Source organism: Burkholderia alba, assembly GCF_034721475.1.
GTDB lineage: Bacteria > Pseudomonadota > Gammaproteobacteria > Burkholderiales > Burkholderiaceae > Burkholderia > Burkholderia alba.
Genome location: NZ_JAWJWL010000014.1, coordinates 37,857 through 62,135 on the forward strand (window position 1 = coordinate 37,857; position 24,279 = coordinate 62,135).

General features: G+C 66.2%; 22 protein-coding genes, 1 tRNA gene, 1 other RNA gene, 2 pseudogenes and 1 riboswitch. Of the genes and pseudogenes, 14 read left to right on the top strand and 12 right to left on the bottom strand.

Annotated elements, in window-relative coordinates; translation table 11 throughout:
- Positions 1-22: 22 nt before the first annotated feature.
- A complete protein-coding gene (locus RZR99_RS17205) occupies positions 23-1,930 on the bottom strand; it encodes a TonB-dependent receptor domain-containing protein (protein ID WP_323120974.1) in 1,908 nt (635 codons plus the stop codon).
- 78 nt (positions 1,931-2,008) lie between these two features.
- A riboswitch (cobalamin riboswitch) is annotated at positions 2,009-2,260 on the bottom strand.
- Between the two features lie 175 nt (positions 2,261-2,435).
- Here RZR99_RS17205 and RZR99_RS17210 point away from each other — a divergent pair.
- The 5 genes from RZR99_RS17210 (at position 2,436) to RZR99_RS17230 (ending at position 4,836) form a co-directional block, all read left to right on the top strand.
- A complete protein-coding gene (locus RZR99_RS17210; protein ID WP_323120975.1) occupies positions 2,436-2,786 on the top strand; it encodes an ATPase in 351 nt (116 codons plus the stop codon).
- Entirely contained in the window at positions 2,783-3,097 is a 315-nt protein-coding gene (locus RZR99_RS17215) for a cell division protein ZapA (RefSeq protein ID WP_252987039.1), read from the top strand. The genes RZR99_RS17210 and RZR99_RS17215 overlap by 4 nt, the downstream gene beginning before the upstream one ends.
- An 82-nt stretch (positions 3,098-3,179) precedes the next feature.
- Positions 3,180-3,361, top strand: a non-coding RNA gene (ssrS, locus tag RZR99_RS17220) — 6S RNA.
- A gap of 72 nt (positions 3,362-3,433) precedes the next feature.
- Positions 3,434-3,895, top strand: a complete 462-nt coding sequence (locus RZR99_RS17225; protein ID WP_323120976.1) for an EVE domain-containing protein — start codon at positions 3,434-3,436, stop codon at positions 3,893-3,895.
- A 203-nt stretch (positions 3,896-4,098) separates the two neighbouring features.
- Entirely contained in the window at positions 4,099-4,836 is a 738-nt protein-coding gene (locus tag RZR99_RS17230; protein WP_323120977.1) for an SIMPL domain-containing protein, read from the top strand.
- Between the two features lie 124 nt (positions 4,837-4,960).
- Here the strand turns inward: RZR99_RS17230 and lgt are convergent, their stop codons facing one another.
- Together lgt and RZR99_RS17240 are read right to left on the bottom strand one after the other, a co-directional pair.
- Positions 4,961-5,854 carry a prolipoprotein diacylglyceryl transferase gene (gene lgt / locus RZR99_RS17235; RefSeq protein WP_323120978.1) on the bottom strand — a complete coding sequence of 298 codons (894 nt, stop codon included), beginning with the start codon at positions 5,852-5,854 and terminating at the stop codon, positions 4,961-4,963.
- A 103-nt stretch (positions 5,855-5,957) separates the two neighbouring features.
- Positions 5,958-6,857, bottom strand: coding sequence for a LysR substrate-binding domain-containing protein (locus RZR99_RS17240; protein ID WP_323120979.1), 900 nt, complete (start codon positions 6,855-6,857; stop codon positions 5,958-5,960).
- A 156-nt stretch (positions 6,858-7,013) separates the two neighbouring features.
- On the opposite strand from RZR99_RS17240, the gene ilvD reads away from it, so the two are divergent.
- A complete protein-coding gene (gene ilvD, locus RZR99_RS17245) occupies positions 7,014-8,687 on the top strand; it encodes a dihydroxy-acid dehydratase (protein WP_323120980.1) in 1,674 nt (557 codons plus the stop codon).
- 133 nt (positions 8,688-8,820) lie between these two features.
- Positions 8,821-9,144, top strand: coding sequence for a c-type cytochrome (locus RZR99_RS17250; protein WP_323120981.1), 324 nt, complete (start codon positions 8,821-8,823; stop codon positions 9,142-9,144).
- A gap of 36 nt (positions 9,145-9,180) precedes the next feature.
- On the opposite strand, the gene RZR99_RS17255 is transcribed toward RZR99_RS17250, so the two are convergent.
- Genes RZR99_RS17255 through RZR99_RS17265 form a run of 3 tightly spaced genes read right to left on the bottom strand, consistent with a single transcriptional unit; the run spans position 9,181 to position 11,731 of the window.
- Positions 9,181-9,744: a DUF2486 family protein gene (locus tag RZR99_RS17255; protein ID WP_323120982.1), complete on the bottom strand. Its 564-nt coding sequence runs from the start codon at positions 9,742-9,744 to the stop codon at positions 9,181-9,183.
- A 21-nt stretch (positions 9,745-9,765) separates the two neighbouring features.
- Positions 9,766-10,182 (bottom strand): DNA polymerase III subunit chi, encoded by a 417-nt coding sequence (locus RZR99_RS17260; RefSeq protein ID WP_323120983.1) that lies wholly within the window; start codon positions 10,180-10,182, stop codon positions 9,766-9,768.
- Positions 10,183-10,219: 37 nt separating this feature from the next.
- On the bottom strand, positions 10,220-11,731 hold the full coding sequence (locus RZR99_RS17265; RefSeq protein ID WP_323120984.1) for a leucyl aminopeptidase: 1,512 nt from the start codon (positions 11,729-11,731) through the stop codon (positions 10,220-10,222).
- Positions 11,732-11,853: 122 nt separating this feature from the next.
- Between RZR99_RS17265 and lptF the strand changes: the two genes are divergently transcribed.
- From lptF to RZR99_RS17280, 3 genes are read left to right on the top strand one after another with little or no spacing between them, the layout of a single operon-like run.
- Complete coding sequence (lptF, locus tag RZR99_RS17270; RefSeq protein WP_323120985.1) at positions 11,854-12,951, top strand: LPS export ABC transporter permease LptF; 1,098 nt, start codon at positions 11,854-11,856, stop codon at positions 12,949-12,951.
- A gap of 3 nt (positions 12,952-12,954) precedes the next feature.
- Positions 12,955-14,103 (top strand): LPS export ABC transporter permease LptG, encoded by a 1,149-nt coding sequence (gene lptG / locus RZR99_RS17275; RefSeq protein ID WP_323120986.1) that lies wholly within the window; start codon positions 12,955-12,957, stop codon positions 14,101-14,103.
- Positions 14,104-14,120: 17 nt separating this feature from the next.
- Positions 14,121-14,507, top strand: a complete 387-nt coding sequence (locus RZR99_RS17280) for a sirohydrochlorin chelatase (protein ID WP_323120987.1) — start codon at positions 14,121-14,123, stop codon at positions 14,505-14,507.
- Positions 14,508-14,573: 66 nt separating this feature from the next.
- On the opposite strand, the gene cobA is transcribed toward RZR99_RS17280, so the two are convergent.
- The 6 genes from cobA to RZR99_RS17310 all read right to left on the bottom strand — a co-directional run bounded on the left by cobA (position 14,574) and on the right by RZR99_RS17310 (position 20,751).
- Positions 14,574-15,341 (bottom strand): uroporphyrinogen-III C-methyltransferase, encoded by a 768-nt coding sequence (cobA, locus tag RZR99_RS17285; RefSeq protein ID WP_407655465.1) that lies wholly within the window; start codon positions 15,339-15,341, stop codon positions 14,574-14,576.
- Between the two features lie 47 nt (positions 15,342-15,388).
- Positions 15,389-16,705, bottom strand: coding sequence for a sulfate adenylyltransferase subunit 1 (locus RZR99_RS17290; protein WP_323120988.1), 1,317 nt, complete (start codon positions 16,703-16,705; stop codon positions 15,389-15,391).
- A 22-nt stretch (positions 16,706-16,727) separates the two neighbouring features.
- Positions 16,728-17,690, bottom strand: a complete 963-nt coding sequence (gene cysD / locus RZR99_RS17295) for a sulfate adenylyltransferase subunit CysD (protein ID WP_323120989.1) — start codon at positions 17,688-17,690, stop codon at positions 16,728-16,730.
- Positions 17,691-17,763: 73 nt separating this feature from the next.
- Positions 17,764-18,525: a phosphoadenylyl-sulfate reductase gene (locus RZR99_RS17300; RefSeq protein ID WP_323120990.1), complete on the bottom strand. Its 762-nt coding sequence runs from the start codon at positions 18,523-18,525 to the stop codon at positions 17,764-17,766.
- Positions 18,522-19,046 carry a DUF934 domain-containing protein gene (locus RZR99_RS17305; protein ID WP_323120991.1) on the bottom strand — a complete coding sequence of 175 codons (525 nt, stop codon included), beginning with the start codon at positions 19,044-19,046 and terminating at the stop codon, positions 18,522-18,524. Before RZR99_RS17305 ends, RZR99_RS17300 begins: the two co-directional genes overlap by 4 nt.
- Before the next feature lie 25 nt (positions 19,047-19,071).
- Positions 19,072-20,751, bottom strand: a complete 1,680-nt coding sequence (locus RZR99_RS17310; RefSeq protein ID WP_323120992.1) for a nitrite/sulfite reductase — start codon at positions 20,749-20,751, stop codon at positions 19,072-19,074.
- A gap of 217 nt (positions 20,752-20,968) precedes the next feature.
- Between RZR99_RS17310 and RZR99_RS17315 the strand changes: the two genes are divergently transcribed.
- The 4 genes and pseudogenes from RZR99_RS17315 to RZR99_RS17330 form a co-directional block, all read left to right on the top strand.
- Entirely contained in the window at positions 20,969-21,910 is a 942-nt protein-coding gene (locus tag RZR99_RS17315) for a CysB family HTH-type transcriptional regulator (protein WP_323120993.1), read from the top strand.
- A 31-nt stretch (positions 21,911-21,941) separates the two neighbouring features.
- Positions 21,942-23,116, top strand: a pseudogene (locus tag RZR99_RS17320) (ABC transporter substrate-binding protein).
- A gap of 90 nt (positions 23,117-23,206) precedes the next feature.
- Positions 23,207-23,291, top strand: a tRNA-Leu gene (locus tag RZR99_RS17325).
- A gap of 161 nt (positions 23,292-23,452) precedes the next feature.
- Positions 23,453-23,698 (top strand): annotated as a pseudogene (locus tag RZR99_RS17330) (Arm DNA-binding domain-containing protein); the annotation flags it as partial.
- Positions 23,699-24,279 lie beyond the last annotated feature (581 nt).

Consider the following 24,279-nt stretch of genomic DNA (forward strand, 5'->3'; position numbering starts at 1 on the left):
CCGGCATCGCGACCGGCGCCGGTTACTGCTGCTGCCAGCCGAGCGTGACGTAGGCGCCGCGCCGAGGCGTGTTGTACGCATAGGCAAGCTCATAGTCCTTGTTGAGAAGATTGTCGATGCGCGCGCTCACGTACCACGCCTTCGTGATGTTGTAGCGCGCGGACAGATTCACGATGCCATACCCGCCCAGCGCATTGCCGGTATCGTTGCGCGCGCCGCTCACGAGCCATTCCCCCCCGACGCGCCAGCCGCCGAACGAGCGGTTCGCGGCGAACGACGCGAAGCGCCGCGCGCGCCGGTTCAGATCCTGGTCGCCCGTCTGGTCGACCGGGTTCTGCAGGGTGGCCGCGATCCGGACGTCGGTCTTGCCGACCTGTCCCTGCCACGAACCCTCGACGCCCTGCACCTTCGCCTTGCCGACGTTTTCCGCATAGTAGTAGTAGCTGTTCGGGGCCGGCCGGTAGTCGATCAGGTTCGTGTAGCGTGTCTGGAACGCCGTCACGCGCACGACCCCGAGCGCATCCGACGCATACTGCACGGCGGCCTCGACCGAGTGGCTGCGCTCCGGCTGGATCGCAGGATTGCCCGCGTTCGGGTAGTACAGATCGTTGAAGGTCGGCGCGCGAAACGCATCCGAATAGCTGGCGGTCACCTTCCAGTGTTCGGTGAGATCGAGCCCGTAGCCGAAATAGTAGCTGTTCGCGCCGCCGAAATCCGAGTACTGGTCGCGCCGCAGGTTCGCCTGCAGCTGGCTGTTGCCGAAGCGCCCGGTATAGCCGAGCCAGCCAGAATTCACGTGGCGCTGGGGCGCGGAAAACACGTCGGAATCGAACGCCTGGTCGAGGCGCTCGTAGCCTGCCTGGATCTGCTGGCCGGCGGCGAGCGTGAAATCGTTCTGCCAGGTGTACTGGCGGTTGTCGGTGTTGAAGTGGTCGGTGTACGCGCCGTTCAGCTGCGACTGACTGCGATCGTTGCCGCTCGACACGCGCAGGCGGGTCGTCCACCAGTTCGTCAGCTTGCCGTCCGCGAACACCGACATCTGCTGCACCTTGCTGTACAGGTTGTTCAGATCGGTCGGCTGTCCGTACGCGTTGTCGTAGCTGGTATTGCCGTTGCTCTGGAAATACGTGACGCCCGCGCTCCACGCGTCGTTGAAGCGGTGCTTCAGCGACGCCGAGATGCTCTCGTTCAGATAGCCGTTCGCGTTCGGATTCGCCTGCGGCTGCAGCACCGGGTCGATCGCCGAGAAGCCGTCGGTCTTGTAGCGCGAGAGCGACAGGCTGAAGGTCGTCTTGCCGTCCTGATCGAGCCGCCCCGATACGCCGGCCGTCTGCGTCTGCGTGTGATAGCTGCCGTAGCCGGCCGAGAAATAGAAGCGCGGCGGATGGTCGCCGCCGTCCTTCGTGAAGATCTGCACGACGCCACCGATCGCGCCGGACCCGTACAGCGAGGACACGTTGCCGTTCACCACCTCGACGCGTTCGATCTGGTCGAGCGGCAGCTGGCTGATCTGCGACTGGCCGAGGCTCACCGAATCGACGCGCACGCCGTCGATCAGCACGAGCGACTGAGTCGACTGCGCGCCGCGCAGGAACAGGCTCGCGCTCGCGCCCGGGCCGCCGTTGCGCACGATCTGCGCGCCCGGCGCAAGCGCGAGCAGGCCGGGCAGATCGACGGCGCCGCTGTCGTCGATCGCCTGCCGGGTGAACAGCGTCGTTTGCGGAATCGCGTCGGCGAGCTTCTGCGGCGCGCGTTGCGCGGTCACGACGATCGGTTCGAGCTGGGTCGGGCCGGCCGGCGCGGGTTGGCCGGATACGACCGGCGCGGGAGGATTGGCGGCCGAGGGGGCCGGACCGTCGGTCTGCGCGAAGACGGCGCAGGGCAACCCGGAGCAGGCGACGAGCGCTGCGCGGGCGATGGGGGTTCGCATCGAAGACATCCTGTTGAAGCGGTGCGGCCCCCGCTTCCCCGCAGGCTCCGCATTATGGAGACGGCTCGCGCCATGCGCGGCCGCCTCCCCGTCTCGGCCGGTATCCGGGCTCACGACATCACCGTCCCGCCTTCCCGCGCGAACAGGCGCAGTGGCGATGCGCCGGCCGGACGGCCGGGCATTCGATGGGACGGCTCGCATCGCGAACGATGCGGCTCGCTTACCGTTGCGGGGGCAGCGCAGGTTGGCGAGTCCTGGCGGACCACGCGCCCTGCTTCCCGTTTAACCGCGCGCGAAAAGCGCGCGAGCACCGAGGCGGCGCCAGTGTAGGAGCGCGCCCTCCGATCGTCAAGAAACGTCGGGCTGCCTGTTTCTTGTGCAATGCGACCCGGATTTGACACAAAATACGCAGCAAGAAGCCGGGGTGTTACGTCTAGAAACGTTACAGATATCGGAATGTGGGATATTCCGCGCTAAAATACCCGGTCTTTAGAGGACGCAGCAGATGCTCAACGAACTCGAAACTCTATCTCAAAATATTGGCCGTCTGATCGCGGTGAATAAACGCCATCACACGGAACGGCTCGCGCTCGAAGAGCAGGTCGCGCAACTGCGCGCGGATGCGGAAGCGGTGCGCGCCGAACTGGCGCAGTTGCGCGAAGAGCGCAATGCGCTCGCGGCGGAACGCGATACGCTGTCCGCGAAGATCGACGATGCGCAGGTGAAGCTCAACGCGATTCTCGAAAAGCTGCCGCGCGCGAAAGGCGTGCCGGACGCCGAGAACCAGCTCGACCTGCTCGCCCCGCAGGACGGCGAAGCCAGCGACGGATCGGCCAGCCACGGAGAACATGCATGAGCACCAAGCAGATCGAAGTCTCGATCCTCGGGCAGGCGTATCGGCTGGCCTGCTCGGCCGAAACCGAAGCGGCGCTGCTCGAGGCCGTCGCGCGCGTCGACGCGGAAATGTCGAAGATCCGCGCGAACAGTTCGGTGCGCGGCACGGATCGCATCGCGGTGATGGCCGCGCTGTCGCTTGCCTCGGAGTTGCTGAGGCTGCAGCAAAGCGTGCGTCACGGCGAAGCATTTCCCGCCGAGGAAATCCGGCGTACAATGCATCAAATGAATGAACAGCTGGGTGCGGTGCTCGCACAGCACGAAGCCCAGTAAGCACGTATCACCGAGTTCGGCATCCGCTTGATCTTTCGAGTTCAAGCCGCTGAATTCAAACACGATTCACAAAGTTTAGTCAGCTTCCCTGCCTGGTTCGCCAAGGTCATATATTCCTTGAACCAATGCCATGTGCACGGTTGCGGAAATTTGTAGCACGGGTGTGCGCGTCACTCTGTCTGATGTACCCGAAGTGCTGCTAACTGCGACCAATTCTGAACCTCAGGTTCAGGATGCCGGCCTAGCGGCCAAGGCGGGGGCCTTATCAACGGCATCGGGCGATTCCCGATGCCGTTTCCATTTGCGGCAGCCTTTTTTCTGCGTCGATCACGATCCATGCACTACTGGCTGATGAAATCCGAACCGGACGAAGCGAGCATCGACGATCTCGCCGACGCGCCGCAGCACACGTTGCCGTGGACCGGCGTGCGTAATTATCAGGCGCGCAACTTCATGCGCGACACGATGCAGATCGGCGACGGCGTGCTGTTTTATCACTCGAGTTGCCCCGAGCCCGGTATCGCCGGACTGGCCGAAGTGTGCTCGACGCCCTACCCCGATCCGACCCAGTTCGATCCGGACAGCCCCTATTACGATCCGAAGTCCACGCGCGAAACCCCGCGCTGGGTGCTGGTCGATGTGAAGTTCGTGAAGAAGTCGCCGCTGGTGGCGCTCGCCGCGCTGCGCGAACACGACACGCTCGCCGACATGCGCGTGCTCGCCAAGGGCAACCGCCTCTCGATCACGCCGGTCACGCCGGGCGAATGGCGCTTCATCACGCAACGCCTGATGAAGTAACGCGCAGGCGCGCCGGCCAGAGGTCAGGAAACGTCAAATCCGACGCCCCCGCCACTGTTGTTCCCGGAACTCCACCGCCCTTTCGTCAGCCTAACGGACGCTCAACCGGCATACCTTCCGGTTGTGATCCACAAGAAGCGCGGCATCCGTCCGCGTCCCGCACGCGCTTGTCGCGTGCGCGCTTTCGCTCAAGGAGTTCAACGATGACGAAGAAAACCGCTCTTGCGCTCGCGCTCGCCGTCGCGACCGCCGTGCCCCTGGCCCTGTCGCTCGCGCCGTCCGTCGCGCAAGCGCAAAGCATGGGCCAGATGCCGCCGCCGTCGGGCGTGCTGTCGCTGTCGGCCCAGGCCAGCGCCGACGTCCCGCAGGACATCGTCAACATCACGCTGTTCTATGAACAGCAGGCCAAGGATCCGGGCAGCCTCACGTCGGATCTGAACAAGCGCGCCGACGGTGCGCTGTCCCAGGCGCGCACCGTCGCGGGCGTGACGGCCCGCACCGGCGCCTTCTCGGTCTATCCGACCACCGATCGCGACGGCAAGATCTCCGCTTGGCGCGGCCGTACCGAGGTCGTACTCGAGTCCCGCGACTTCGCCGCCGCTTCGAAGCTAGCCGGCCAGCTGAGCGCGACGATGCAGGTCGCCAGCGTCGATTTCTCGCTGTCCCCCGATGCGCAGCGCGCCGCCGAACAGAAGCTGACGACGGAGGCGATCAAATCGTTCCGCGTGCGGGCCGAGGAAGCATCGAAGGCGTTCGGCTACAGCGGCTATTCGATTCGCGACGTGAATGTCGGCGGCGGCCACAACGTGCAGCCGTATCAGCCGCGCATGATGGCAATGGCGGCAGGCGCGGCGATGGACAAGGCGCCCGCGCCGATCTCGGTCGAAGGCGGCAAAGCCACCGTGACCGTCAACGTGAACGGCTCGGTGCAGATGAAGTAACACGGCCGGTTGGCGCGGCGCGAGCCGCGCGGCCCATGAACAACGCCGGCGCGAAGCCGGCGTTGTCTTTTGTCAGCCAGGCGGGACCGGCCGCGCGATGCGCGGCATCACGCGGGCCGAACGCTCACGCGGACGCTTTCGCCACGCCGCCCTTGCGATAGGCCCAGACCAGCATCAGCACGCCGGCGACGATCATCGGCAGCGACAGCCACTGCCCCATCGACAGCCCGAAGGTCAGCAGACCGAGGAAATCGTCCGGCTCGCGGGCAAACTCCACCGTGAAGCGCGCGAGGCCATAGCCGATCAGGAACACCGCCGACACCGCGCCCATCGGCCGCGGCTTGCGCGAGAAGAACCACAGCACCAGGAACAGCGCGACGCCTTCGAGCGCGATCTCGTACAGTTGCGACGGATGACGCGGCAGCATCTGGTACTGCATGAACACTTCGTTCAGGTTCCACTTCGCCGCCAGCGCCTGATGCGCGCCGAGCCACGCGGCGTCATCGCGGGCCGCGCCCGGAAACAGCATCGCCCAGGGAGCGTCCGGGCTCGTCACGCGGCCCCACAGCTCGCCGTTGATGAAGTTGCCGAGCCGGCCCGCGGCAAGCCCCGTCGGCACCATCGGCGCGACGAAGTCGGTCACCTGCATCCAGGTGCGCTTGCGCTGCCATGCGAACAGCGTCATCGCGAACACGACGCCCAGGAAGCCGCCGTGGAACGACATGCCGCCTTCCCACACCTTGAAGATGTCGAGCGGATGCGAGAAATAGAAGCTCGCCTTGTAGAACAGCACGTAGCCGAGCCGGCCGCCGAGCACGGTGCCCAGCACGCCGTAGAACATCATGTCGTCGATGTCCTTCGCGGTCCAGCCCTGCGCGGCGACGTGCGGCAGGCGCAGCCGCAGCCGCCCGACGACGATCGCCGCGATGAACGCGACCAGATACATGAGCCCGTACCAGCGGACGGCGAGCGGGCCGAGATGAATCGCGACGGGATCGAAATTGGGGTGAATGATCATGTGATAGCGGTGAAGGGTTCTGGATCGAAGCAACGGCCGCGCGCGGCGCACCATGCATCGCGCTGTTTGACGGCCGGATCGCGCACAGGTTCGCCGCGCGGCATCAACCGGAAGCCGCGCGGCGCACGACGTCGATGAAGCCCGCGAGCACCGGGCTCACATCGCCCGTGCGCCATACGAGCCCCGTCTCGACGACCGGCGCGTCGGCGGCGAGCGGACGGTAGACCACGCCGGTACGCCGCAGGTTGCGCAGCGACTGCGGCACCATCGCGACACCCATGCCGGCCGACACGAGGCTCACGATCGTCTGCATCTGGATCGCTTCCTGGCCGATGCGCGGCGTGACGCCTGCCGCGCCGTAGCAGCCCGTAATGATGTCATAAAAGCCGGGCGCCAAACGGCGCGGGAAGATCACGAGCGGCAACGCCGCGACGTCGGCGAGCCGCACCGGCGTCTCGTCCCCCGTCGCCGCGTCCGCCGGCATCGCCAACACCAGCGGCTCGCGGACGACCGGCAGGTACGACAGCGCCGCCGCATGGCGCGGTGGCACGGGCGGAATGATCAGACCCGCGTCGATCCGCCCGGCCGTCAACTCGTCGATCTGCACGTCGCTCGTGGCCTCGGTCAGTTGCAGCCGGACCAGCGGATTGCGCGCGCCGAACTCCCGCAGCAACTGCGGCAGGAGCCCGTAGTCCGCCGTCGACACGAACGCGAGCGCGAGCGATCCGGCCTCGCCGCGCGCGAGGCTCTGCGCCAGCGGCGGCAGCGCGTCGGCCGCGGTCAGCAGCCGCTGCACCTCGGGCAGCAGCGCCGCGCCCACCGCCGTCAGTTCGACCGAGCGTTTGGTGCGGGCGAACAGCGCCACGCCCAGCGCCTCCTCCAGCGCGCGAATCGCCTGCGACAGGGGCGGCTGCGTCATCGACAGGCGCGCCGCCGCCCGCCCGAAATGACGCTCGTCGGCGACGGTCACGAAATAGCGCCACTGGCGCAGGTCAGGGGTCAATTCGCTTGCCTCATTGATATATTTTTCGACCTAATAAGCCATGAATAATATATTGGACATTCTCAAAGAGAAACTGCATTCTTCCCAACCTGAGCCGGCTCGCGCCTGGACGGCGCCCGGCCACCCCGCAATCAAAACAAACGGATGGAGCTCCCCATGTCGTACAACCGCCGCTCGAAAAATGTCACGCAGGGCATCGCGCGCGCGCCCAACCGCTCGATGTACTACGCGCTCGGCTACCAGAAGGAAGATTTCGACAAGCCGATGATCGGCATCGCGAACGGCCACTCGACGATCACGCCGTGCAACGCGGGCCTGCAGCGCCTGTCCGACGCGGCCGTGAACGCGATCAAGGACGCCGGCGCGAATCCGCAGATCTTCGGCACGCCGACGATCTCGGACGGCATGTCGATGGGCACGGAGGGGATGAAGTATTCGCTCGTGTCCCGCGAAGTGATCTCCGACTGCATCGAGACCTGCGTGCAGGGCCAATGGATGGACGGCGTCGTCGTCGTGGGCGGCTGCGACAAGAACATGCCCGGCGGGATGATCGCGCTCGCGCGCCTGAACGTGCCCGGCATCTACGTGTATGGCGGCACGATCCGTCCCGGCAACTGGAAGGGCAAGGATCTGACGATCGTGTCGTCGTTCGAGGCGGTCGGCGAATTCACCGCGGGACGCATGTCGCAGGAAGATTTCGAAGGGGTCGAAAAGAACGCGTGCCCGTCGACGGGTTCGTGCGGCGGCATGTACACCGCGAACACGATGAGCTCGTCGTTCGAGGCGCTCGGCATGTCGCTGCTCTACTCGTCGACGATGGCGAATCCGGACGACGAAAAGGTCGCATCGGCCGCCGAATCGGCGCGCGTGCTGGTGGAAGCCGTGAAGAAGGATCTGAAGCCGCGCGACATCATCACGAAGCAGTCGATCGAGAACGCGGTGGCGGTCATCATGGCGACGGGCGGTTCGACGAACGCGGTGCTGCACTTCCTCGCGATCGCCCACGCGGCCGAGATCGAGTGGTCGATCGACGACTTCGAGCGGATCCGCAAGCGCGTGCCGGTGATCTGCAACCTGAAGCCGTCGGGCCAGTACGTCGCGACCGATCTGCACAAGGCGGGCGGCATTCCGCAGGTCATGAAGATCCTGCTCGACGCCGGCCTGCTGCACGGCGAGTGCATGACGATCACCGGCCAGACAATGGCCGAGGCGCTGAAGGACGTGCCGAGCGTGCCGCGCGCCGACCAGGAAGTGATCTTCCCGATCGACCGGGCGCTCTACCGGGAAGGCCACCTCGCGATCCTGAAGGGCAATCTCGCCGAAGACGGCGCGGTCGCGAAGATCTCCGGCCTGAAGAATCCGGTCATGACCGGCCCGGCACGCGTGTTCGACGACGAACAGAGCGCGCTGCAGGCGATCCTCGACGACCGGATCAAGGCAGGCGACGTCGTGGTGCTGCGCTATCTCGGCCCGCAAGGCGGCCCGGGCATGCCGGAAATGCTGGCGCCGACGTCGGCGATCATCGGCAAGGGCCTCGGCGAATCGGTCGGGCTCATCACCGACGGCCGCTTCTCGGGCGGCACCTGGGGCCTGGTGGTCGGCCACGTCGCGCCGGAAGCGTTCGTCGGCGGCTCGATCGCGCTGGTGCAGGAGGGCGACTCGATCACGATCGACGCCCGCCAGTTGCTGCTCCAGCTGAACATCGACGACGCGGAGCTTGCGCGCCGTCGGGCGGCATGGAAACAGCCGACGCCGCGCTACACGCGCGGCGTGCTCGCCAAGTACGCGGCGCTCGCGCTGCCCGCGAACAAGGGCGCGATAACGGGCTGATCCCGGACCGGCCGAGCGGATTCATCCGCCCGGCCGGCGTCGAAGCAAAGGGGGCGCGAAGAACTCGCGCCCCCTTTGCTTTTATAATGCGCGCACACCAAGCCGGACATGTGCGCCGGCGGAGACCCACACGATGACACGAATCTCCTTGCGCCTGATGGCAGTCGTGCTGCTTGCCGCCAGCGCGTCCGCGCATGCGCAGCAGGCCGACGGCCTCACGCTCGCGCAGCGCAAGAACTGCATGGCTTGCCATGCCGTCGACAAGACCCTGATGGGGCCGTCCTTTCATGCGATCGCGGGCAAATACGCCACGCGCGGCGATGCCGCCGCGTATCTCGCGCAATCGATCGTCAAAGGCAGCGTGGGCGTATGGGGTAGCGTGCCGATGCCCGCCAACACCCAGTTGTCGAGCGCCGAGGCGGGCACGCTCGCGCAGTGGATTCTGACGCTCAACTGAATCGCCGGCGGCGCTGACGGCCGCCCGCGATCCGCGTCAAACGGCGGAATGGCCGCCCGGCGCGTGCGCGGCGCGGCGCGCCAGTTCGTCGTCGAGCGCGTCCTTCACCCAGCGCGTCACCTCGGTTTCGAGCGCCAGCGCGACTTCCCGCGTGATCTGGCTGACGAGCCAGGTGCTGTGATCCTGCAGCGCATCGCGACAACGCGCCTCGATCAGTCCGCGCCCTTCCCCGGTCAGATAGCGAGTGACTTGGCTGCGCAGCCGGTCGGCGATCCGTTGCGCATCGGCATCCGTCACCGCCGCGTCGACCGTCGCCGACTGCAACGCGGGCTGAGCGACGCTGTCGGGTGCGGGATGGGAGGCCGGCAATTCGTCGGCGAACGTCGTCGGCGCGACGAAGGCGGTCGGCAGTTCGACCGCCGGCACGTCCGGCGTGGGCACGGCCTGCGCCCACGCATCGACAGGCGCCTCGCCCGCCCGCGCGAGCGCCGGCTTGCCCGGCACCAGCACGTCGGTCAGAACGGGCAGCGTCGGCAGCGACTGACCCTGCGTCAGCGTGTCGGTCAGCACCGGAATCGAGGATGCATTGGCTTCGAGCACGTTACCCTCCGTCCAGCAAGGCTAGCCGCCCTGCTTGTAGTTGTTGAGCGCGTAGCCGCGATCGCGATAGAAACGGTAACGCTCGCGGCCGGCCGTCAACTCGTCAGCCGCATTGCCGACCACTTCCAGCAGCCGCTCGAAGCGGGCGAACTGCGCGGGCACGTCCGCGCCCAGATTCAGCAGGATCTGATGGTGCGGCGCGCGCTCCAGATCGGCCGTCAGGATGATCGGCGTGCTTGATGCCTGCGGACTGTCCACCGCGCAGTGCGGCACGAAGTCGAGCGGCGAGAAGGTCCAGAGCCGCTCGTCGAGCGCGCGCAGCCGCGCCGCGTCCGCCAGCACGACGACCGGCTGCCCCGCCTGGTAGGCCTTGCGGAGCAGCCGGCACGCATAGGCGAGCGAATCGCCGACATTCGTATGAAAATCGATTCGCGTCATCGCCCGCCGCGTCCCGCTGGGTTGCTGCCTCGCACCATCACGCGCCGGCGCGGTCGATCAGGAACTGCGTGAGGAGCGGCACCGGACGGCCCGTCGCCCCCTTCGCCGCGCCGCTCTTCCATGCGGTGCCCGCGATGTCGAGGTGGGCCCACGGATAGCTTTCCGTGAATCGCGACAGGAAGCACGCCGCCGTCACGCTCCCCCCCGGACGGCCGCCGATGTTCGCCAGATCCGCGAAGTTCGACTTCAGCTGCTCGTGGTACTCGTCGTCGAGCGGCAGGCGCCACGCCGGATCGCCCGCTTCGCGCGACGCATCGAGCAGTTCGCCCGCGAGCGCGTCGTCCTTCGAGAACAGGCCGCTGTTATGGTGGCCCAGCGCGATCACGCACGCGCCCGTCAACGTCGCCACGTCGATCACGGCGGCCGGCTTGAAGCGCTCGGCGTAGGTGAGCGCGTCGCACAGGATCAGGCGACCTTCCGCATCGGTGTTGAGCACCTCGATCGTCAGCCCCTTCATGCTGGTGACGATGTCGCCCGGCTTGGTGGCATTGCCGGCCGGCATGTTCTCGCAGGTCGGAACGATCGCGACGACGTTGAGCTTGAGACCCATTTCCGCGACCGCGCGGATCGTGCCCAGCACCGAGCCGGCGCCGCACATGTCGTACTTCATCTCGTCCATGCCTTCACCCGGCTTCAGCGAAATGCCGCCCGTGTCGAACGTGATGCCCTTGCCGACCAGCACCACCGGCGCGGCCTTCGCGGCGGCGCCCTGGTAATGCAGCACGATGAACTGCGGCGGCTCGACCGAGCCGCGCGTGACCGACAGGAACGACCCCATCTTGAGCGCCTGGATCTGCTTGAGCCCCAGCACCTCGGCCTTGAGGTTCCAGTCCTTCGCGAGCTTCTTCGCGGTGTTCGCGAGGTAGGTCGGCGTGCAGACGTTGCCCGGCAGGTTGCCGAGGTCGCGCGTCAAATCCATCCCGTTGGCCAGCGCCACCGCCTGCTTGACGGCGGTCTTGGCGGCCTTCTCGTCGGCCGGGTCGACGCTGAACACGATGCGCTTGAGCGCGGCGGCGCTCGCCTCCGGCTTGCTCTTCATCTGGGTGAACCGGTACGTCTCGTTGCGCAGCGCGACGATCGCCGCGCGCACGCTCCAATCGGCGCCGCGTTCGAGCACCGGCAGCTGCGCGAGCGTGAAAGTGGCCTGGGCCACCTTGGTCGCGAGCAGCGCGCGCCAGGCGGAGCGCACTGCCTCGTTGTAGGCTTTCTGGCCGAAAGCATCCTGCTTGCCGAGGCCGACGAGCAGCACGCGCGACGCGCCGATGCCCGAAACTTCATGCAAAAACAAGGTCTTGCCGCTCTTGCCGTCCATGTCGCCGGCCTTGATGATGCGCGAAATCAGGCCTTTGGTCGCGACATCGATGTCGAGCGCCGCGCCGGACAGCGTCTGCGCCTCGAATACGCCGAGCACGACGCAGTCGGATTTACCGGTCACGAACCCCTTCGAGGTGCCTTTGCTCCAATCACAGCCTTTTATGCTAAAGTCCATCGCGCTTGTCCTCGGATAAAATCTGGGCTAAGGATGAAAGCCGCAATTATCCGCTATTTTTCCCGTGGCGGCGTGAGCGCCTCCCCACGCGTGCGCTGCTTCCCGCCCTCTTCTCATCAATAATGATCTTCGAACGCTCCCTCCAGCGCGAGCTTGCGTATACTGCTGGCGCCGTTTTCATGGTGCTGCTCACGATCATGCTCACGTCGATGATGATCCGCATCGTCGGCTATGCCGCGTCCGGCGAGGTCAGCCCGAAAGACGTGCTGGTCCTGATCGGCCTGACGGTGATCGGCTATCTGGCGATGATTCTCGTCGGCACGCTGTTCGTGTCGATCCTGTTCGTGCTGACGCGCTGGTACAAGGATTCGGAGATGGTCGTGTGGCTCGCCTCCGGCGTGAGCCTGACCCGTCTCATCAAGCCGATCGGCGTGTTCTCGACCCCGATCATCCTGCTGATCGCGTTCTTCGCGTTCGTCGGCTGGCCGTGGTCGAACCAGCAGAGCAAGCTCATCAAGGCGCGCTTCCAGCAGCGCGATGAAGTGTCGCTCCTCGCGCCCGGCCAGTTCCGCGAATCGACGGCGACCAACCGCGTGTTCTTCATCGAGAAGATGTCGCCCGATCAGAGCAAGGTGCAGAACGTGTTCGTGACCACCACCGAGCACGGCAAGATCAACGTCGTCGTGTCGCAGACGGGCCACACCGAGGTGATGAAGAACGGCGACCGCTTCATCGTGCTCGAGAACGGCCGCCGCTACGACGGCGTACCCGGCCAGCCGAACTTCAAGATCATGGAATTCGAGCGCTACGGCGTGAAGATCCAGAGCAAGCAGGTGGTCAACCAGCCGACCACCACCGGCACGTCGACGCCCGATCTGCTGCGCAACCCGACCAACGAGAACCTCGCCGAATTCGCGTGGCGCGCCGGCCTGCCGTTCATCGCGCTCAACCTGATGATCCTCGCGATCCCGCTCGCCTACCAGAATCCGCGCCGGGGCCGCACCGTCAACCTCGTGATGGCCGTGCTGATCTACTTGACCTACTCGAATCTGCTGAACGTCGTGCAGTCGCAGATGGAACGCGGCAAGCTGCCGTTCGGCGTCGGACTCGTCGGCCTGCATCTCGCGGTCGCCGCGCTCGTCTGGTTCATCTTCTGGCTGCGGGTACGCAACCGGCCGCTGTTCACGCGCGGGATGTTCCGCCGCTCGCAGGGGGCCTGACCGATGCGGCTCTACGAGAAATACTTCGCGCGGCAGATCTACGTCACGTTCGTGTTCGTGCTGTTCGCGTTTTCCGGCCTGTTCTTCTTCTTCGACCTGATCAGCGAGCTGAATTCGGTCGGACACGGCAACTACAAGTTCGGCTACGCGGTGCTGCGCGTCGCGCTGCAGACGCCGTCGCGCTTCTACGAGATCATCCCGGTCGCGACGCTGATCAGCGCGATCTACGTCTTCGCGCAGATGGCGGCGAACTCGGAATTCACGATCTTCCGCGTGTCCGGCCTCGCGACGGGCCGGGCGCTGCGCTCGCTGCTCAAGATCGGCGTGCCGCTCGTGATCGTCACCTATCTGATCGGCGAATTCGTCGGCCCGTACTCGGACCAGCTGTCCGAACGCGTGCGGCTCGAGGCGCTCGGTTCGTCGGTCTCGTCGAACTTCGCGTCGGGCGTGTGGGTCAAGGACACGCTGACCGCGCGCGACAACGGCGAGCCCGTCACCCGCTTCGTGAACGTCGGCAAGCTGTCGCCGGATTCGACGATCAGCGACGTGCGCATCTACGAATTCGATTCGAAATTCCTGCTGCAGAACGTGCGCATCGCGAAGTCCGGCCGCTATCAGCCGCCCGGCCACTGGCTGCTGACGGACGTGACCGACACCCAGCTGACGAGCCTGCCGCCCGCGAGCGACCAGCCCGCCGACGCGCTCAATCCGGTGTATCGCTCGAAACAGGTGTCGCTGCCCCAGTACTCGCTGCGCTCCGACCTGACGCCGCAGATCCTGTCCGTGCTGCTGGTGTCGCCGGAGCGGATGTCGATCTTCAACCTGTTCCGCTACATCCAGCACTTGAAGGAAAACCAGCAGGACACGCAGCGCTACGACATCGCGTTGTGGCGCAAGCTGCTGTATCCGTTCGCCGTGTTCGTGATGCTGGTGCTGTCGCTGCCGTTCGCCTACCTGCATACGCGCGCGGGCGTGGTGGGCGTGAAGGTGTTCGGCGGAATCATGCTCGGCATGAGCTTCCAGCTGTTCAATACGCTGTTCTCGCACATCGGCACGCTCAACACCTGGCCCGCGCCGCTCACCGCCGCGCTCCCGGGCCTCATCTACCTGGCGCTCGGCCTGTTCGCCCTCAAGTGGGTGGATCGCCACTGACGCCGCCGGAGCCACGGATGAGCAGACACGGCCTCGTTCTCTTCGGTCACGGCGCGCGCGATGCGCGCTGGGCCGAGCCGTTCGAGCGGCTCGCGGCGAAGCTGCGTGCCGCGCGCGGCGCGGATGCGCCGGTGTCGCTCGCATTTCTCGAACTGATGGAACCGTCGCTGCAGGATGCCGTCGCGGCCCTCGCCGCGCAGGGGTGCGATGCGGTTACCGTGGTGCCGGTATTCTTCGGTCAAGGCGGACATGTCCGCCGCGATCTGCCTCGGCTGGTCGACGCGTGCCGCACCGCCCACCCCGGTCTCGCGCTCGACTGCGCGACCGCCGTCGGCGAAGACGACACCGTGCTCGACGCGATCGCGCTGTACTGCCTGCAGCAAGCGGCCGGCTCCCGGCCCTGATCCGGCTTCGCCCATAAAAAACGCCGGCTCGTCGCCGGCGCTTTCCTTTGTACACCATCGCGTGCGTCACGCCGCGTTCAGCATCCCGCCACCGCCCGCCGTTTCCGCCTCGACATCCGTCACGCCCATGCGCTCGGCGAACGCGGCGCCGATCATCAACAGGCTCGGCTGCGTCGCGTCGAGCCACGCCTGCGCGACGCCGGCCGCCATCTCGTCGAGCGTCAAGGTCAGCGTGCGCTCGCGCGGCGTGCTGCATGCCTCGACGATCGCGACCGGCGTCGACGCGGGGCGACCCGCGTCGATCAACTGCCGGGCAATGCCCGGCGCACTGTCGCGCCCCATGTAGTACACCAGCGAATCCGCGTTCACCTGCTCGCGGATCTCGGCGCTGTCGGGCGCCCGGCTGTGCGTCGCGAACGCGACGCTGCGCGCGACGCCGCGCAGCGTCAGAGAGCGTTTGAGGGTAGCCGCGCTCGCCAGCGCCGCCGTGATGCCCGGCACGACTTCGTAGTCGATCCCGGCCGCTTCGAGCGCCCGCATCTCCTCGTCGGCCCGGCCGAACAGCATCGGATCGCCGCCCTTCAGTCGCACCACCACCGCGTACTCGCGCGCCGCGTCGACAATCTGCTTGTTGATGAAATGCTGCGCGGTCGACCGCTGCCCGCAACGCTTGCCGACCGCGATCCGGCGCGCGCGCGGCGCATGGTCGAGCATCGCCGGCTCGACCAGCGCATCGTGCAGCACGACGTCCGCCTCGCCCAGCAGACGCGCGCCGCGCACCGTGATCAGGTCGGCGGCGCCGGGCCCCGCGCCGATCAGATACACCTTGCCCATGGGTTGTCCGTTCCTTCGAGTGTCCGCGTCGCGAGCGGCGCGGCCCGTCATGCGGAAAACGCGCGAATCATGCCGGCCGCGACCGTGTGATGGGTCGCCTCGTCGATCAGCACGAACGCGCCCGTTCCCGGGTGATCGTCGTAGGTATCGCAGACGATCGGCTTCTGCAACGTCAGCGCGACGCGGCCGATGTCGTTCATCTTCAGATCGTGGCGATCGGTGGCGTGCGACAGCGTATGCACGTCGAGCACCTGCTTCACCGCGCCGATTTTCGTGAACACCGTGCTGGTCGTCTGCTTCAGCAGGTACTTGCGCTGCGGCGACAGCGGCGTCTCGTCGAACCAGCAGAGGTCCGCCTCGAGCTTCTTCGCCGGTTCGATCGCGCGCTCGCGCGGCACGAACGTATCGCCGCGCGACACGTCGACGTCCTCGGCCAGGCGGATCGTGACCGTCTGGCCGGCGAACGCGTACTCGACCGCCGCCGTGCCGCCGGGCACCGGCGCGATGATCTCCGCGACCGTCGCAAGACGGTTCGACGGCAGGACCGTGATCGCATCGCCGACCTTCACCTCGCCGGCCTCGACACGGCCCATGTAGCCGCGGAAATCGTCGGCCGAGCTGCCGTCCTGGCGTGCGACCCACTGCACCGGAAAGCGCAGCGCGTCGCCCGCTTCGGTATCGACCGGCAGCGCCTCGAGCACGTCGAGGAGCGGCTCGCCCGCGTACCACGGCATCTTCTCGCTGGCGCCGACGATGTTGTCGCCCTTCAGCGCCGACACCGGCACGAACCGCACGTCGGTCAGGCCGAGCTGCTGCGCGAGCGTCACGTACGCGTCGCGGATCTCGTTGAAGCGGGTTTCGCTGTAGTCGACGAGGTCCATCTTGTTGATCGCGACGATCACGTGCTGCAGGCCGAGCAGCTTCACGATCGCGCTATGGCGCTTGGTCTGCGGCAGCAGTTGCGCGACGCCGTGTTCCAGCGTGATGCGGGTCGCGTCGATCAGGACGATCGCCGCATGGGCGGTGGACGCGCCCGTCACCATGTTGCGCGTGTATTGCTCGTGGCCGGGCGTGTCGGCAATGATGAACTTGCGCTTCGCGGTCGCGAAGTAGCGGTACGCGACGTCGATCGTGATGCCCTGCTCGCGCTCGGCCTCGAGACCGTCCGTCAACAGCGCGAGATCGAGCTCGTCGCCCACCGTGCGCTTGTTCTTCGCGCGCGACAGCGCGGACAGCTGGTCCGACAGCACCGCCTTGCTGTCGTACAGCAGGCGGCCGATCAGCGTGCTCTTGCCGTCGTCGACGCTGCCCGCCGTGATGAAGCGCAGCACGCCGAGGTCTTCGTTGGTTTCGATGATGCTCATGATGAAAATATCCTCGGGTGCGTCAGAAATAGCCCTGCTTCTTGCGCTGCTCCATCGCAGCCTCGGACGCCTGGTCGTCCATCCGGGTCGCGCCGCGCTCGGTGATCTCCGTCACGGCCGTCTCGGCGATGATCTTCTCGACGTCGTCCGCGTCGCTGCCGACGGGGCACGTGCACGAGATGTCGCCGACCGTGCGGAACCGCACCAGCGCCTGCTCGCTCGTCTCGCCCTCGCGCATCGGCGTGAGCGGCGTGACGGGCACCAGCAGCCCGTTGCGGCGCACGATCTCGCGGCGATGCGCGTAATAGATCGACGGCAGTTCGAGCCCCTCGCGCGCGATGTACTGCCACACGTCCAGCTCGGTCCAGTTCGAGATCGGGAACACGCGCAGATGCTCGCCGTTATGCAGACGCGCATTGAACAGGCTCCACAGCTCCGGCCTCTGCGCCTTCGGGTCCCACTGGCCGAATTCGTCGCGGAACGAGAAGATGCGCTCTTTCGCGCGCGCCTTCTCTTCGTCGCGGCGCGCGCCGCCGATCATCGCGGTGAAGCCGTGCTGCTCGATCGTCTCCAGCAGCGTGACCGCCTGCGCGGCATTCCGCGAATCGGTCTCGCGGCGCAGCACGACCGTGCCGCGCCGGATCGAATCCTCGACATGGCCGACGATCAGCTCGGCGCCGATCTGCTGCGCGCGGCGATCGCGAAAATCGATCACTTCGTCGTAGTTATGGCCGGTATCGATATGCACCAGCGGAAACGGCAGCGACGTCTGGCGGTGCGCGCCGAGACCGAATGCCTTGAGTGCCAGATGCAGCACGACCACCGAATCCTTGCCGCCCGAGAACAACAGCGCGGGCTTGCTGCATTCGGCAACCAGTTCGCGCAGGATGTGGATCGACTCGGCTTCGAGCCAGTCGAGGTGGCCCATCCGGCTGGAACTGCCGGCGGGCGGGGCAAAGGCGGATTGCTCGAGCGTCGTGCTCATGATTTCGGTCCTTCTTCTGGGTGCATGCCGCCCGGTTTCCGGACGGCGCAGGGTTCAATCTTATTACGGGCGGTCAGGCGCTTGCAGATTCGCCCGGGGCCGCCGTCGGGATCGGCGTGATCGAGATGTGCAGCCCGCACTCCTTCGTATCGCGCGACTCCCACCACCAGCGGCCCGCGCGGCTGTCTTCGCCGGGCCGGATGGCGCGCGTGCACGGCTCGCAGCCGATGCTCGGATAGCCGCGCGCATGGAGCGGATTGACCGGCACGTCGAACGCCTTCAGGTAAGCCCAGACGTCGGCCTCGGTCCAGTCGGCGAGCGGGTTGTACTTCGCGATGCCGCGTGCGGCGTCCTGCTCTTCCTCGTGCAGCTCCGCGCGGGTGACCGACTGCTCGCGGCGCTGGCCCGTGACCCACGCGTCGATCCCGGACAGCGCGCGATTCAACGGTTCGACCTTGCGGATCTCGCAGCAGCGCTTGCGCAGGTCGACGCTTTCGTAGAACGCGTTCAGTCCGTGCTGCGCGACATAGCCGTCGACCGCGTCCTGCAGCGGGTGAAACTGCTCGATCTCGTACCCGTAGCGCTCGCGCACGCGATCGATCATCCCTAGCGTTTCCGCATGCAGGCGGCCTGTGTTCAGCGAAAAGATGCCGATCGACACGCCCTTCGAGAGAATCGCGTGCGTGACCAGCATGTCTTCGGCCGCGAGACTGCTCGCGAACTTCACGCGCGGATGGCGTGCGGCGATCGCCGCGAGCAGCGTGTCGAGCCGCGCGATCTTCGCGGCCAGCTCGGGGGTCACCGCCTGCGGCGCGGCTGTCGTGACGGTGCTCATGCGCTTGCCTCGCGGCGGCGGAACAGCGGCGCCGGATTGTCGACCGCGCCCTGATAGCGCTGCGAAAATTCGCCGAACGCGTTCAGCGCATCGTGGATGTCCTTGTCGGCGCGCACCGCGAACGCGTCGAAACCGCAGCGCTCCATGTAGCACAGCTGGTCGCGCAGCACGTCGCCGATCGAGCGCAATTCGCCGGTCCAGCCGTGCCGCTCGCGCAGCAGCCGCGCGATGCTGTAGCCGCGGCCGTCGGCGAAACGCGGGAATTCGACGCCGATCAGCGTGATCCGGTCGAAATCCGCGACCAGGTCCGCCGGTTCGCTGTCGGGCGCGAGCCACACGCCGAGCTCGTCGCGCGGCTTCGCGGCGACGAGCGCGTCGCGCTCCGCCCGCCACAGCGCGAAAGGCACCAGCACCTTGCCGGCCGGCAGCGCCGCGACCGCGGGCAACGCGCCGTCCTCGGCCGCGCGAACGACCTGCCATGCATCGTCGATCACGGCGCGGTTCTTGATAATCGAAGCCATCTGCTAATTCCTTGTACCCGGTTGGTTACGCGTGCGCGGTCTGGCGCGCGGCGTAGACGCGGTCCTTGAACGGCGCCAGGCCGATGCGGTTGTATGTGTCGATGAAGCGCTCGCCGTCGGCGCGCGCGTCGACGAACGTGTCGATCAGCGTCGTGATCACGTCCGGCACCTCGTACGCGGAGAACGACGGACCGATCACGCGGCCGAGGCGCGCACCGTCCGCGCCGGTGCCCTGTTCGCCGCCGAGCGACACCTGGTACCACTCCGCGCCATCCTTGTCGACGCCGAGAATGCCGATGTTGCCGACGTGATGGTGGCCGCACGAATTCATGCAGCCCGAGATGTTCAACGACAGGTCGCCGAGGTCGTACACGTAGTCGAGATTGTCGAAGCGTGCCTGGATCGCCTGCGCGATCGGGATCGACTTCGCGTTCGCGAGCGAGCAGAAATCGCCGCCGGGGCACGCGATGATGTCGGTCAGCAGGCCGATATTCGGCGTCGCGAAGCCTTGCGCCTTCGCGCTCTCCCACAACGAGAACAGGTCGCGCTTCTTCACGTTCGCGAGAATCAGGTTCTGTTCGTGCGACACGCGCAGCTCGCCCAGCGAGTACACGTCAGCCCAGTTCGCGACCGCTTCCATCTGCGCGTCCGTCGCGTCGCCGGGGGCGATCCCCGTCGGCTTCAGCGACAGCGTGACGGCCGCGTAGCCCGGCGCCTTGTGCGGCGCCACATTGCGCTCGACCCAGCGCGCGAACGCCTTGTTGTCGAGCAGATGCTGCTCGAACGACGCATCGGTGTCGGCAAGCTTTTCGTACTGGGGCGGCTTGAAGTATTGCGCGACCCGGTCGAGCTCGGCCTGCGTGAGCGTCGACGGGCCGTCCTTCAGGTGCTGCCATTCTTCCTCGACCTGCTGCGCGAACTTCGCGGGCGACAGCGCCTTCACAAGGATCTTGATGCGGGCCTTGTACAGGTTGTCGCGGCGGCCGTAGCGGTTGTACACGCGCAGCACGGCCTCGCAGTACGTGAGCAGGTGCTGCCACGGGAGATTTTCGCGAATGATCGCGCCGACGATCGGCGTCCGGCCGAGACCGCCGCCCGCGAGAATGCTCGCGACCACGTCGCCCGCCTCGTTCTTCTTCAGGTACACCCCGAGATCGTGGATCTGCACGGCCGCGCGGTCTTCCCGCGAACCCGACACCGCGATCTTGAACTTGCGCGGCAGCCACGCGAATTCGGGGTGGAACGTCGACCACTGACGCAGGATTTCCGCCCACGGTCGCGGATCGATTTCCTCGTCCTGCGCGATGCCCGCGAACTGGTCGGCGGTGATGTTGCGGATGCAGTTGCCCGAGGTCTGGATGCCGTGCATCTGCACCGAGGCGAGCTTGGCGAGAATCTCGGGCGTTTCCTCGAGCTTGATCCAGTTGAACTGGATGTTCGAGCGCGTCGAGAAGTGGCCGTAGCCGCGATCGTGCTCGCGCGCGATCCGCGCCAGCATCCGGAGCTGGTCGCTGCGCAGATTGCCGTACGGAATCGCGATGCGGTGCATGTAGGCGTGGCGCTGCATGTACAGGCCGTTCTGCAGCCGCAGCGGGCGGAATTCCTCTTCGCTCAATTCGCCCGACAGGCGACGGCGAACCTGATCGCGGTACTGCGCGACGCGCTCGTCGACGATTGTCTGATCGTACTGGTCGTACTGATACATTCGGGGACCCCAGGGTTTCTTGTTGACCGCACGACGTCCTAGCCACGCCGCGCCCGAATCCTCTGCTCCGCCTTGCCCGAGCCGGCCTTCGGCCGCCCGCTCATTTGCTAATGACGAAAACAGATATCCATATTTGAAAAACTCTGGTGAATCGTAATAAACTCCCTATATATTTCAAACGACTAAAAAATTCTGTCTATATGCGGAAGGGTTATAAATGAACCTGCACCAATTTCGCTTTGTGCGCGAGGCCGTCCGTCAGAATTTCAACCTCACCGAGGCGGCGAAGGCGCTCTACACATCGCAACCGGGGGTGTCGAAGGCGATCATCGAGCTAGAAGACGAGCTGGGCGTGGAAATCTTCACGCGGCACGGCAAGCGGGTGCGCTCGTTGACCGAGCCGGGCCGGATCATCTTGGCCTCGGTCGAGCGGATCCTGCTGGAAGTGGAAAGCCTTAAAAGGGTCGGGAAAGATTACGCGGCGCAAGACCAGGGCAACCTGACGATCGCCGCGACCCACACGCAGGCCCGCTATTCGCTGCCGGCCGCGATCGCCGAATTCAAGAAGCGCTTCCCGAAGGTCCATCTGTCGATCCTGCAGGGCAGCCCGACCCAGGTCGCGGAGATGGTGATACACGACCAGGCCGACCTCGCGATCGCGACCGAAGCGATCGCCAACTACAAGGAACTGGTGTCGCTGCCCTGCTTCCAGTGGCACCACGCGGCCGTCGTGCCGGCCGATCACCCGCTGCTGGAGCGCAAGTCGCCGTCGCTCGACGATCTCGCCCAGTATCCGCTGATCACCTACGACGACGCGTTCGCGGGCCGCAAGAAGATCAACCAGGCGTTCGCGCTGCGCGGACTGTCGCCCGACATCGTGCTGGAAGCGATCGACGCCGACGTGATCAAGACCTATGTCGAACTGGGGCTCGGCGTCGGGATCATGGCCGACATCGCGTTCAACCCGGAGCGCGACCGCACGCTGCGCGCCATCCCGGTCGGCCATCTGTTCGGCAGCAACGTGACGCGGGTCGCGCTCAAGCAGGGCGCGTATCTGCGCAGTTATGTGTATACGCTCGTCGAGCTGCTGTCGCCGACGTTGAACCGCAAGCTGATCGAACAGGCGCTCAAGGGCGAGGCCGATACCTACGAACTGTGATGCGCCGGCGAACCGGCGTGGAGACTGCCGCATGACGCTTTCCCTGTTGCTGCGCCGCGCCGCCGCGGGTACGGCGCTCGCGCTCGCCTGTGCGAGCGCGTCGGCCGATCTGAAGGTCGGCATCGACCTGTCGACGACCGGCCCCGCCGCCGCGATCGGCCTCTCGAGCAAGAACGCGATCCTGATGTGGCCGAAGACGCTGGCCGGGCAGAACCTGCAGGTGATCCTGCTCGACGACGGTTCCGACCCGGGCGCCGCGGTGCGCAACATCCGCAAGCTGCTGAGCGAGGACAAGGTCGACGTGATCGTCGGGCCGAACATCACACCCGCCGCGCTGGCCGCGCTCGACCCCGTCGCCGATGCGCAGACGCCGATGCGCAGACGCCGATGGTGACGCTGATCGGCTCCGGCTCGATCGTCGAGCCGCAGGAAGGCAAGCGGGTGTGGGCGTTCAAGATGGCGCAGAGCGACCGCGCGATGGCCGATGTGATGACCCGCTACATGGCGAATCACGGTGTGAAGACGGTCGGGTTCATCGGCTTCGCCGATAGCTACGGCGACAGCTGGCTCAACGAATTCAGCCGTTTCGCCGACCTGCGCAAGATCCGGATCGTCGCGACCGAGCGCTTCAACCGCACGGATGCGAGCGTAACGGGCCAGGCGCTCAAGCTGATCGCGGCGAAGCCGGACGCGGTGCTGATCGCGGGCGCCGGCACGCCGACCGTGCTGCCGCAGCGCACGCTGATCGAACGCGGCTACAAGGGGCCGATCTACCAGACGCACGGGATCGCGACCCCGGAATTCCTCAAACTGGGCGGCAAGGATGTCGAGGGCACGCTGTTTCCGACCCAGCCGGTCGTGGTCGCGCGCACGCTGCCGGCCGATCATCCGGCGCGGCAGGCAGCGCTCGCGTTCGTTGCCGCATACGAGGCGAAATACGGCGCCGGCTCCGTCACGCAGTTCGCGGGCGACGCGGCGGGCGTCTACCCGCGCCTCGCGGATGCCGCGGCCCGGGCGCTGAAGACCGCGCAGCCGGGCACGCCGGCCTTCCGCGTCGCGCTGCGCCGTGAACTCGAGCGGGCGCACGAGCTGGTCGTGCCGAACGGCGTCGTGAACGCCAGTCCGTCGGACCACGTCGGACTCGACCAGCGGGCCAGCGTGATGGGCATCGTGAAAAATGGCGCGTTCGTCTATCTGAGCCAGTAGCCGGTTCGCGGGGCAGGCTTGCCCGCATGGGCGTTTTCAGCGATAATCCGCGTTTTCGCCGCGCACAACCGCATGCGCGACGCAGAGCAAGCCCAGGTGGTGAAATTGGTAGACGCAGGGGACTCAAAATCCCCCGCCGCAAGGCGTGCCGGTTCGATTCCGGCCCTGGGCACCAATACATAGTTCCGGGAAGCTCCCGGAAATCCCGAAACCCGCGACAGCACAAAGCTTCGCGGGTTTTTTCGTTCCGGTAAAGTCCCATGTGGTGCGTAGACAGCCGGGGCAATATAGGGGGCAACCGACTAGAAATTGCCTTACCCTCCAGGAATTGCCCCCGTGCCACTAACCGATACAGCCATCCGGAACGCCAAGCCTGCCGACAAGCCCGTGCGCCTGTTCGACGGAGGCGACCTCTATCTAGAAATCGCCCCGAGCGAGGGCAAGTGGTGGCGGCTCAAATACCGGTTTGGGGGCAAGGAAAAGCGTTACTCGCTCGGCGTCTACCCTGAAGTTACATTGGCGACCGCACGGAAGAAGCGCGACGAAGCCCGTGAAAAGCTCGCTGCCGGCATCGATCCGGGTGGGTTAAGACTCTGTGGAAATCAACACCTCACCACCCCAATGGCGGAAAAAGCGCCCAATGCCATGTTCGCCTGCCCGATGCGGCGGGAAAAAGCAGAACCACAGCCGACCAGCGCGGTTGCTCTCGTCAGCCTGATTGGCCGCTGCGAGGGTCACCAATGTCGCTCGGCAACTGGCCTGACGCGACCAGCGCATCGATGCGACGGCGCAGCATCGTACCGTCGGGCAGTTGCATGCCAGATCGGACGATCTGCGTGATCTCGACATCTGTGATGCGGGTGCAGTGCCAGCCGGTGATCGAATACGGCCTGAGCGCATCGCCTACGGCAAGGATCGCTCGGTCATAGTCCTGCGGGCTCACCTTCCACGGGGCAATCTGCCAGTTTAGAAACAATTCGTGGAGACCGCCCAGGAGAGACATCAGTGGAGCGGGCCACGCCTCCGGTTGGTCAAGCGTGAGTAGCACGCGGGTCATCAGGCCTTCTCTGGGTTCGTCGCTGTCGATATGGCAAGTTTCCTGATGAGCTTACCGTGCGCAAAGGCGCCAACGATTTGCCAGCCGGCTCGGATGTGTGGATGGC

Excerpts from the sequence above, each read along its gene's own strand:
- RZR99_RS17205 (WP_323120974.1), bottom strand. The coding sequence starts at position 1,930 with ATGCGAACCCCCATCGCCCGCGCAGCGCTCGTCGCCTGCTCCGGGTTG.
- RZR99_RS17210 (WP_323120975.1), top strand. The coding sequence starts at position 2,436 with ATGCTCAACGAACTCGAAACTCTATCTCAAAATATTGGCCGTCTGATC.
- RZR99_RS17215 (WP_252987039.1), top strand. The coding sequence starts at position 2,783 with ATGAGCACCAAGCAGATCGAAGTCTCGATCCTCGGGCAGGCGTATCGG.
- RZR99_RS17225 (WP_323120976.1), top strand. The coding sequence starts at position 3,434 with ATGCACTACTGGCTGATGAAATCCGAACCGGACGAAGCGAGCATCGAC.
- RZR99_RS17230 (WP_323120977.1), top strand. The coding sequence starts at position 4,099 with ATGACGAAGAAAACCGCTCTTGCGCTCGCGCTCGCCGTCGCGACCGCC.
- lgt (WP_323120978.1), bottom strand. The coding sequence starts at position 5,854 with ATGATCATTCACCCCAATTTCGATCCCGTCGCGATTCATCTCGGCCCG.
- ilvD (WP_323120980.1), top strand. The coding sequence starts at position 7,014 with ATGTCGTACAACCGCCGCTCGAAAAATGTCACGCAGGGCATCGCGCGC.
- RZR99_RS17250 (WP_323120981.1), top strand. The coding sequence starts at position 8,821 with ATGACACGAATCTCCTTGCGCCTGATGGCAGTCGTGCTGCTTGCCGCC.
- RZR99_RS17260 (WP_323120983.1), bottom strand. The coding sequence starts at position 10,182 with ATGACGCGAATCGATTTTCATACGAATGTCGGCGATTCGCTCGCCTAT.
- RZR99_RS17265 (WP_323120984.1), bottom strand. The coding sequence starts at position 11,731 with ATGGACTTTAGCATAAAAGGCTGTGATTGGAGCAAAGGCACCTCGAAG.
- lptF (WP_323120985.1), top strand. The coding sequence starts at position 11,854 with ATGATCTTCGAACGCTCCCTCCAGCGCGAGCTTGCGTATACTGCTGGC.
- lptG (WP_323120986.1), top strand. The coding sequence starts at position 12,955 with ATGCGGCTCTACGAGAAATACTTCGCGCGGCAGATCTACGTCACGTTC.
- RZR99_RS17280 (WP_323120987.1), top strand. The coding sequence starts at position 14,121 with ATGAGCAGACACGGCCTCGTTCTCTTCGGTCACGGCGCGCGCGATGCG.
- cobA (WP_407655465.1), bottom strand. The coding sequence starts at position 15,341 with ATGGGCAAGGTGTATCTGATCGGCGCGGGGCCCGGCGCCGCCGACCTG.
- RZR99_RS17290 (WP_323120988.1), bottom strand. The coding sequence starts at position 16,705 with ATGAGCATCATCGAAACCAACGAAGACCTCGGCGTGCTGCGCTTCATC.
- cysD (WP_323120989.1), bottom strand. The coding sequence starts at position 17,690 with ATGAGCACGACGCTCGAGCAATCCGCCTTTGCCCCGCCCGCCGGCAGT.
- RZR99_RS17300 (WP_323120990.1), bottom strand. The coding sequence starts at position 18,525 with ATGAGCACCGTCACGACAGCCGCGCCGCAGGCGGTGACCCCCGAGCTG.
- RZR99_RS17305 (WP_323120991.1), bottom strand. The coding sequence starts at position 19,046 with ATGGCTTCGATTATCAAGAACCGCGCCGTGATCGACGATGCATGGCAG.
- RZR99_RS17310 (WP_323120992.1), bottom strand. The coding sequence starts at position 20,751 with ATGTATCAGTACGACCAGTACGATCAGACAATCGTCGACGAGCGCGTC.
- RZR99_RS17315 (WP_323120993.1), top strand. The coding sequence starts at position 20,969 with ATGAACCTGCACCAATTTCGCTTTGTGCGCGAGGCCGTCCGTCAGAAT.